This is a genomic window from Kutzneria sp. NPDC052558 (genome assembly GCF_044547355.1).
Lineage (GTDB): Bacteria > Actinomycetota > Actinomycetes > Mycobacteriales > Pseudonocardiaceae > Kutzneria.
Window position 1 is genome coordinate 45352 of the sequence record NZ_JBIUAG010000054.1, and the last position, 6746, is coordinate 52097.

Sequence of the window (6746 nt, forward strand, 5' to 3'; positions counted from 1 at the left end):
GGATCTGTGCCGGCGCTAGGAAATCCGGGGGGTGGACATGCCGCCAGCGTAACCTAGGCCGTGTCGCAGCGGCGCAGATTTAGCTGCTCGGCGAACTCCTGCCAGACGGTCGCGCACTCGATGGCGACCTCGGCGATGACCCCGACACAATGCGGCGGCACGCTGTCGCTCAGGTGCAGCCACTTGTCGGCGTCGACCGAGTAGACGTCGAGCAGACGCAGCAAGGCCCGGCCGGCCTCGGTGAACCGGAGCGAGGGGTCGTTGCGCAGGCGGTGCAGGATCTCGCCGCGATTGCGCACGGCCTCCCGAACGGCCGGCCGCGGCTGGTCGCCGCCCTCGCTACCACCCCGCTGCCGTGGCGGCACCGGGTCCTCGCCGCGACGCATGCGCTGCCGGACGTCGCGCGCCGTGCCGATCGAGATGTTGGCGGCCTTGCCGATCTGGCGCAGGGAGGCGTTCGGGTTGCTGGCCATCAGTTCGCTGGCCAGCCGGCGCCCGTCGGAGCAGTCCAGCGGCCTGACCCGACCGTCCCGGCCGACCCGCACCCGCAACTGGGGAACGTCGACGGCCGCCCGCCGCCGGATGACGCCGACGGTCTTCGCCGACAGCCCGGTCACCGACGCGATGGCCCGGTCGGACCACTGCGGATGCGTCTGGAGAATGCGTTCGACCGCGGCGCCGCGGTCCGCCGCGGACAGCGGAAGGCCGTGCACGACATTGGTTTCGACGGCCAGGACGAACGCGTCCTCCGCGCAGCCGTTGAAGAACCGCACGTCGATCTGGTCCACGCCGCGCATCCTGGCCGCGCGCAGCCGGTGCATCCCGTCGATCACCCGCATGGTCGCCCGGTGGACGATGATCGGCGGCAGGGACTCCGCCGATTCGGCCAGCACCTTGACGTGCTCGACGTTCTCGCCGTCGAGTCGCGGCGAGTCCGATGGAAGCACCGAGTCGATCGCGATCTTCACGACAGGTTGGCTTTCGAGCCGGACCGCCTCAACCTCACTCTTCACTGAACCCCCATGATTGATCCCACCCGCCAGCGGATGTGCCTCGAAAAAAGTTTCGAAGTTCGCGCGGCTACGAGCGACATCCAACACCAATTCAGGTGTTCAATCGCAACCCTTTGTCAGTTGAACACGGGGCAGCACGACAACCCCGTCCTCGTCGGCGAAGACCGTGTCGCCCGGCGCGAAGACCGCGCTGCCGAAACTGACCGGGACATCGACCGCCCCGGCTCCCGTCCGACCGCTGCGCCGCGGATTGCTGCCGAGCGCCTTGATCCCGATCGGCAACAGACGCAATTGAGCGACGTCGCGAACCGCGCCGTTGACGACCAGTCCGCACCAGTCGTTGTCAACCGCTGATCCGGCCATCATGTCACCCAGCAGTGTCGAATGCAGCGATCCGCCGCCATCGACGACGAGCACGCTTCCCACACCCGATGTGCGCAGGACGTCCCACACGAGACCGACGTCCTCGAAACAGGAGACGGTGCGTACCCGACCCGAGAAGGCCGCACAACCGCCGAACTGATGAAACTGCGTGTCGCACACGGACAATATTTCACCGTTTTCATCGGCGACGTCCGCGGTGCGGAACGACATCCGAGAATCCATCCCCTGCACCGCGTCCTCTCGTCACCAGTGGTCCACGGGTTCACGACCCCGACCGAGGATCAGCCACGACAATCGCGCCCGGTCCGGTCACACCGGCGGCGGCGCCCACAGGCCGGGGTCGGGCCGGCCGCGCATCAGGCTGCGCACCGCGTCGTCGAGTTCGTTGGCCGTGCCCCAGCGGTCGATGTCATTGGCCGGATACACCTTCGGCACCCAGCCGTGCTCGTCGTCGATGAGCTGGAGCTCGGTCGTGTACTCCATGACGAACCCGCTCGACGGGTCCTGGAAATAGGAGAAGGTGTTGTTCCCGACCCCGTGCCGCCCCGGGCCCCACACCGGCTGGAAACCGCGGCGCATCATTCCGCCGGTGGCCCGCATGAACTCGTCGAGACCGTGCACCTCGAAGGCGACGTGGTTGAGCGAGGCGTGCGCGGACCGGGTGAAGGCCAGGATGTGGTGCGCCTTGCCGGTACGCATGAAACAGAAGAAGTCCTCCACCCAGTCCGACACCTTGAACCCCAGCACCGACTCGTAGAAGGTCCTGGTCGCCGTGAGGTCGGGCGTGTTGAACACGACGTGGCTGATCGTCTTCGGCCGGCTGTCGGCCGCGCGCACCGGTTCGAACGCCCGGCCGACCACCTCGGTGGCGACCTCGACCGTGCGTCCGTCGCAGTCGAGGAACCGTAGGCCGTAGCCGCCGCCGAGATCCTGCCGGGTCGCCGGTTGCGCGACCATGCGGGCCAGCGGATGCCGGGCGACCCGCTCGGCCACCCCGTCCACGTCGGCCTGGGTGTCCGCGGCCAGCGAGATCAGGTCGACCCGGGGCTGGTCGGTCGCCCGCAGCCGCAGCACGTGGCTCTCCGGGCAGGCCGCGCCCAGGTAGAGCCGGTCGTCATCGGCGTCGACCACCTCCAGCTGCCAGTGTTTCTCGTAGAATTCGCGGGCGTCGGCCAGATTCGCGACACCGAGACCCACACTCCGCACATGGGAGATCACTCGAGCTCCGATCGTCGATAGCGAGAAGAAACCACCGGGTCCAGGCCGACGGCATCAGGGTTCCAGCCAGAACCCGACATCGACCTGGCCGCACTTGTCGACCGACCATCCCCTGAGCGCCGGCGCGACGGCCAGCACCCGCCGAACCAACCCGAGCGCCACGTCCTCGACCCGACCGGGATCGACGACCGCGAGAAACAGGATCAGGTCGGCCTGGGAATCGGACATCGACACCCGAATATGCTCAAGTCCGCCATCGGCATCGACCAACGCCCAGAAAACATCGGCTATGACGGCACCGCTCGGCGCATCGCCCGCAGCGCGCCCCGGAACCAGCGAGACCAAGACGGCACGCAAGACGCTCTACAAACCGATGCCACTGCGCGGCGCCGAACAGCCAGGTCTAATCCCATCCGAAACCGTTGTCATCGTCCACCAGAAATCCCATTCGAGTACAGCCGACCGCCACGTGCGCACAGCTGGAAAGGATGCCGTTCACAAGTCCCCCTTGACAATTCCTAACGTTGACACCCATCACCTTGCCCACCCGGCGGCGGCGTGTCAGCACTTTTGCCTGACAGCTAGCGGCCTGGCGCGATAGTGCCGCGCGACCGCAATCCGGACACGCCCGCCACCTGCCAAAAGGTCACCGTTGCACCTTGCTGCCAGACCACAACGCGCCACCGATTCACGGCGAATAGTGATCTGCATCACAATCGACCGGCCGAACCGTGCCGGCCACTGGCTCTGCGTATAGACTCGTCACAGTCTGCGACGATGCGGTGCCCGGACTTCGCGGAGTGCCGCGTGTGTCACTCCCGGGGGGGACGCATCTTGCTGGAAGCGCTTGGCCTGGCACCGACCGCGGAAACCATCTATCGAACGGTTCTCGAACACCCGGACTGGGGAGTCGCCGAACTCGCCGCGCAGCTGGGCTGGCCCGAGCTCAAGGTGCGCGCCGCCCTCGACGAGTTGGCGGACCTCTATCTGGTGCGACGTCGCGCCGACAACCCGAACCTGGTCAGCCCGGTCGATCCGCGACTCGCGCTGGGCTCGCTGCTGTCGCGCAGCGAGGCCGAGCTGAAGAGGAGGACCCGTCAGATCGAGGCGACCCGCACGGCGGTGGCGACGCTGGCCGCGCAGTACAGCACCGATCAGGCGGCCTTCGCAGAAGTGATCGAACGCATCGAGGGCCTCGACAACGTCCGGCGCCGCCTCGAAGACCTGGCCGAGCACGCGCAGCACGAGTGCCTGTCCTTCGCGCCGGGCGGCGCACAGGAGCCGGACACGCTGGAAGCGAGCAAGCCTCTCAATACCCGCGCGCTGAACCGAGGGGTTGTCATACGCACCCTCTACCAGGACAGTTTCCGCAACGACGCCAACACCGTGCGGTACGTGCGGTGGCTGACCTCGCTGGGCGGCCAGGCTCGCACGGTGGCCTCGCTGCCGCTCCAGATGGTCGTGGTCGACCGCGAGACGGTGCTGCTGCCGCTGAATCCCGACGACTCCCGACGGGGCGCGATCGAGGTCCGCAGCATCAGCGCCGTCACGGCCATGGTCGCCCTGTTCGAGCAGGTGTGGAGCGTCGGCACCGATTGGGGCGACGCGCCGGTCCGGGACAGCCGCGGACTGTCCGCCCAGGAGCAGGAGCTGCTGCGGCTGCTCGCGAACGGCGACACCGACGAGCTGGCCAGCCGCAAGCTGGGCGTGTCACTGCGCACCGTGCGGCGAATGGCGTCGGATCTGATGGCCCATCTCAAGGCGCGCAGCCGGTTCGACGCGGGCGTCCGCGCCGCCAAGCGCGGCTGGGTGTGAGGCGCCGGCCGCTCCCTGTCGGACGCGCCGGGGCGAGTGTGCCCCGGCGCGGTCGAGTCGGACGGCGGCCTGTCGGGCATGCCGGTGGCGGCTTCGAGGCCGAGAATGACGAGTGCTGATCGCTCGTGTTTCGCTGTTCTGGTTGGTCATGTTCCGGCGGCGGCCCAGGCTGCGAGGACGGCGTGGGTTTGTTCGGGTGTGGCCTGTGGGGTTCCAGAAGTCGGCCCACGCATCTAACCTGCGGCGACAGGCACGGTCAACGGACGCGGCATGATCGCCAGCCATGGCGCTGCGTCTGCTCTACCTGATCTTCCTCCGACTGGTCGGCCTGCTGGTGTTGCTCAGCCGCTCGTCAGCGTCCAAGGACGTCGAGTTGCTGGTGCCACGCCACGAGATCACCGTGCTGCGCAGAAGCAACCCGAAACCTCGCCTGGACTGGGCCGACCGGGCTGTGTTCGCCGCGTTGGTCCGCCTGCTACCCAAGGGGCCGCGGCCACACCGGTTGGTCACCCCGGGCACGATCCTGCGCTGGCACCGGCGCCTGATAGCCGCGAAGTGGACCTATCCACACCAGGTCGACCGTCCACCCGTCGACGAGGCGATTGCCGGGCTGACCGAACGGATGGCCACGGACAACCACAGTTCGGGCTACAAAAGGATTCAGGGTGAGCTTGTGCGTGCCGAAAAGTACATCCGTAAAGGTCACGGACGTCGGTGCGTCGCTGGCCGTGGTCCGGCATGATCGCGACCCGTGCTGGTCCGCCTCGTCTACCTCGCCGTCACCCACGCCTTCGCCGCGCTGCGGCTACTTCCGATGACCGACCGCGAGAAGGACGTCGAGATCCTCGCCCTACGCCACCAACTCACCGTCTTACAACGACAACTCGGCGACCAACGCCCACAACTCTGGCCCGAGGACAGAGCGCTCCTCGCCGCACTCCTCACGCCACTGGCCCGCACAACTCTGCGCCGACTCCGGCTCCTGGTCAGTCCGGACACGGTCCTGCGATGGCATCGTGACATGGTGAAGCGTCGCCATGCTCGGGCGAGCGGGCGCCGTAAACCTGGGCGTCCGCGCACCATCGCGTCGATCCGCCGCCTTGTCCTGCGCCTGGCTGCCGAGAACTCCTCGTGGGGCTATCGGCGCATCCACGGAGAACTCACCCTCCTCGGCATCACGACCGCCCCGTCCACAGTGTGGGAGATCCTCAAGACCGCTGGCATCGCCCCCGCCCCGCAACGGGCAACCGTCACGTGGGCTGCCTTCCTGCGCTCGCAGGCCGAGACGATCCTGGCGATGGACTTCATCGAAACCATCACTCTCACCGGGCAGCGCCAGTACATCCTGGCCGCCATCCACCACGCCGGTAGGCGCGTCCACGTTCTCGGCACCACCGCGCATCCCACACATGCCTGGGTGACGCAGGCCGTCCGCAACCTGCTCATGGACCTCGAGGACGCCGGCAGCCTCGCGCGGGTCAGGTACCTCATCCGTGACCGCGACGCCAAATACTCTGCACTGATCGACGAGATCCCCAGCAGTGCCGGGGTGACCACGGTGCTGACCGGTGTGCAAATGCCCCGGATGAACGCGATCACGGAACGCTGGGTGAAGACGCTGCGCGCCGAGCTGCTGGACCGCACCCTGATCTGGAACGAGGCACACCTCCGGCACGCGCTGCGCGAGTACGAACGGCACTACAACCTGCACCGAACCCACCGATCGCTCGCCGCCGCAGCACCCCTGCGAGCCCGGCCTCAGCCGCTGGAACCCGACAGGATCGAACACCTCGCCGTACGCCGGCAGGACCGTCTCGGCGGGGTCATCCATGAGTATCGACATGCGGCTTGAACTGCGTGGACGTAGTTTTCGGCACACACAACATCGGGAAAGGGGCATGTTTCCGGCTTCTCACTCTTTGGGAGGACGAATTTTCGGCCCGGGCCGGCGCGTTATGCCAGCTGATCGCGGGGTCGACGGTGTCATGTCCGACTGGTGACACCGTGACCTCCTGTCGCGGACCAGTCGACTCCGGTAACCTGTAGGACAGGTCGAGAGGCGCTGCAACGGGCTCGAGCCCGCCACGCTCGGCTTGCACCACGCAACGCAACAAGGGCGCCTCCCGGGATCGGGAGGTGTCTGGTGGGCGCAGAAGCGCTGAAGTCTTTGCTGGACCAGCGGATCGTCGTGCTCGACGGCGCCTGGGGCACGATGTTCCAGAACGTGGGACTCACGCCCGAGGACTACCGGGCCGGGCGGTTCGACAACCACTCCAGAGACGTCGTCGGCGACCCCGACCTACTCAGCATCACCCG

The 6746-nt window shown here is 67.4% G+C and carries 7 protein-coding genes and 1 riboswitch; of the genes, 3 read left to right on the top strand and 4 right to left on the bottom strand.

Annotation, left to right across the window (positions count from 1 at the left end):
• Positions 1-53: 53 nt before the first annotated feature.
• The 4 genes from ACIG5F_RS47055 to ACIG5F_RS47070 all read right to left on the bottom strand — a co-directional run bounded on the left by ACIG5F_RS47055 (position 54) and on the right by ACIG5F_RS47070 (position 2960).
• Entirely contained in the window at positions 54-968 is a 915-nt protein-coding gene (locus tag ACIG5F_RS47055) for a ParB/RepB/Spo0J family partition protein (RefSeq protein ID WP_396526884.1), read from the bottom strand.
• Between the two features lie 144 nt (positions 969-1112).
• Positions 1113-1607: a ribonuclease E activity regulator RraA gene (rraA, locus tag ACIG5F_RS47060; RefSeq protein WP_396526885.1), complete on the bottom strand. Its 495-nt coding sequence runs from the start codon at positions 1605-1607 to the stop codon at positions 1113-1115.
• Between the two features lie 99 nt (positions 1608-1706).
• Positions 1707-2594, bottom strand: a complete 888-nt coding sequence (locus ACIG5F_RS47065) for a VOC family protein (RefSeq protein ID WP_396526886.1) — start codon at positions 2592-2594, stop codon at positions 1707-1709.
• Positions 2595-2669: 75 nt separating this feature from the next.
• Positions 2670-2960 carry a hypothetical protein gene (locus ACIG5F_RS47070; RefSeq protein ID WP_396526887.1) on the bottom strand — a complete coding sequence of 97 codons (291 nt, stop codon included), beginning with the start codon at positions 2958-2960 and terminating at the stop codon, positions 2670-2672.
• A gap of 489 nt (positions 2961-3449) precedes the next feature.
• Between ACIG5F_RS47070 and ACIG5F_RS47075 the strand changes: the two genes are divergently transcribed.
• From ACIG5F_RS47075 to ACIG5F_RS47085, 3 genes are all read left to right on the top strand, one after another.
• Positions 3450-4430 (top strand): LuxR C-terminal-related transcriptional regulator, encoded by a 981-nt coding sequence (locus ACIG5F_RS47075; protein ID WP_396526888.1) that lies wholly within the window; start codon positions 3450-3452, stop codon positions 4428-4430.
• A gap of 283 nt (positions 4431-4713) precedes the next feature.
• Positions 4714-5172: a helix-turn-helix domain-containing protein gene (locus ACIG5F_RS47080; protein WP_396526889.1), complete on the top strand. Its 459-nt coding sequence runs from the start codon at positions 4714-4716 to the stop codon at positions 5170-5172.
• A 9-nt stretch (positions 5173-5181) separates the two neighbouring features.
• A complete protein-coding gene (locus ACIG5F_RS47085; protein WP_396526890.1) occupies positions 5182-6282 on the top strand; it encodes an integrase core domain-containing protein in 1101 nt (366 codons plus the stop codon).
• A gap of 196 nt (positions 6283-6478) precedes the next feature.
• Positions 6479-6559, top strand: a riboswitch (S-adenosyl-L-homocysteine riboswitch).
• Positions 6560-6746 lie beyond the last annotated feature (187 nt).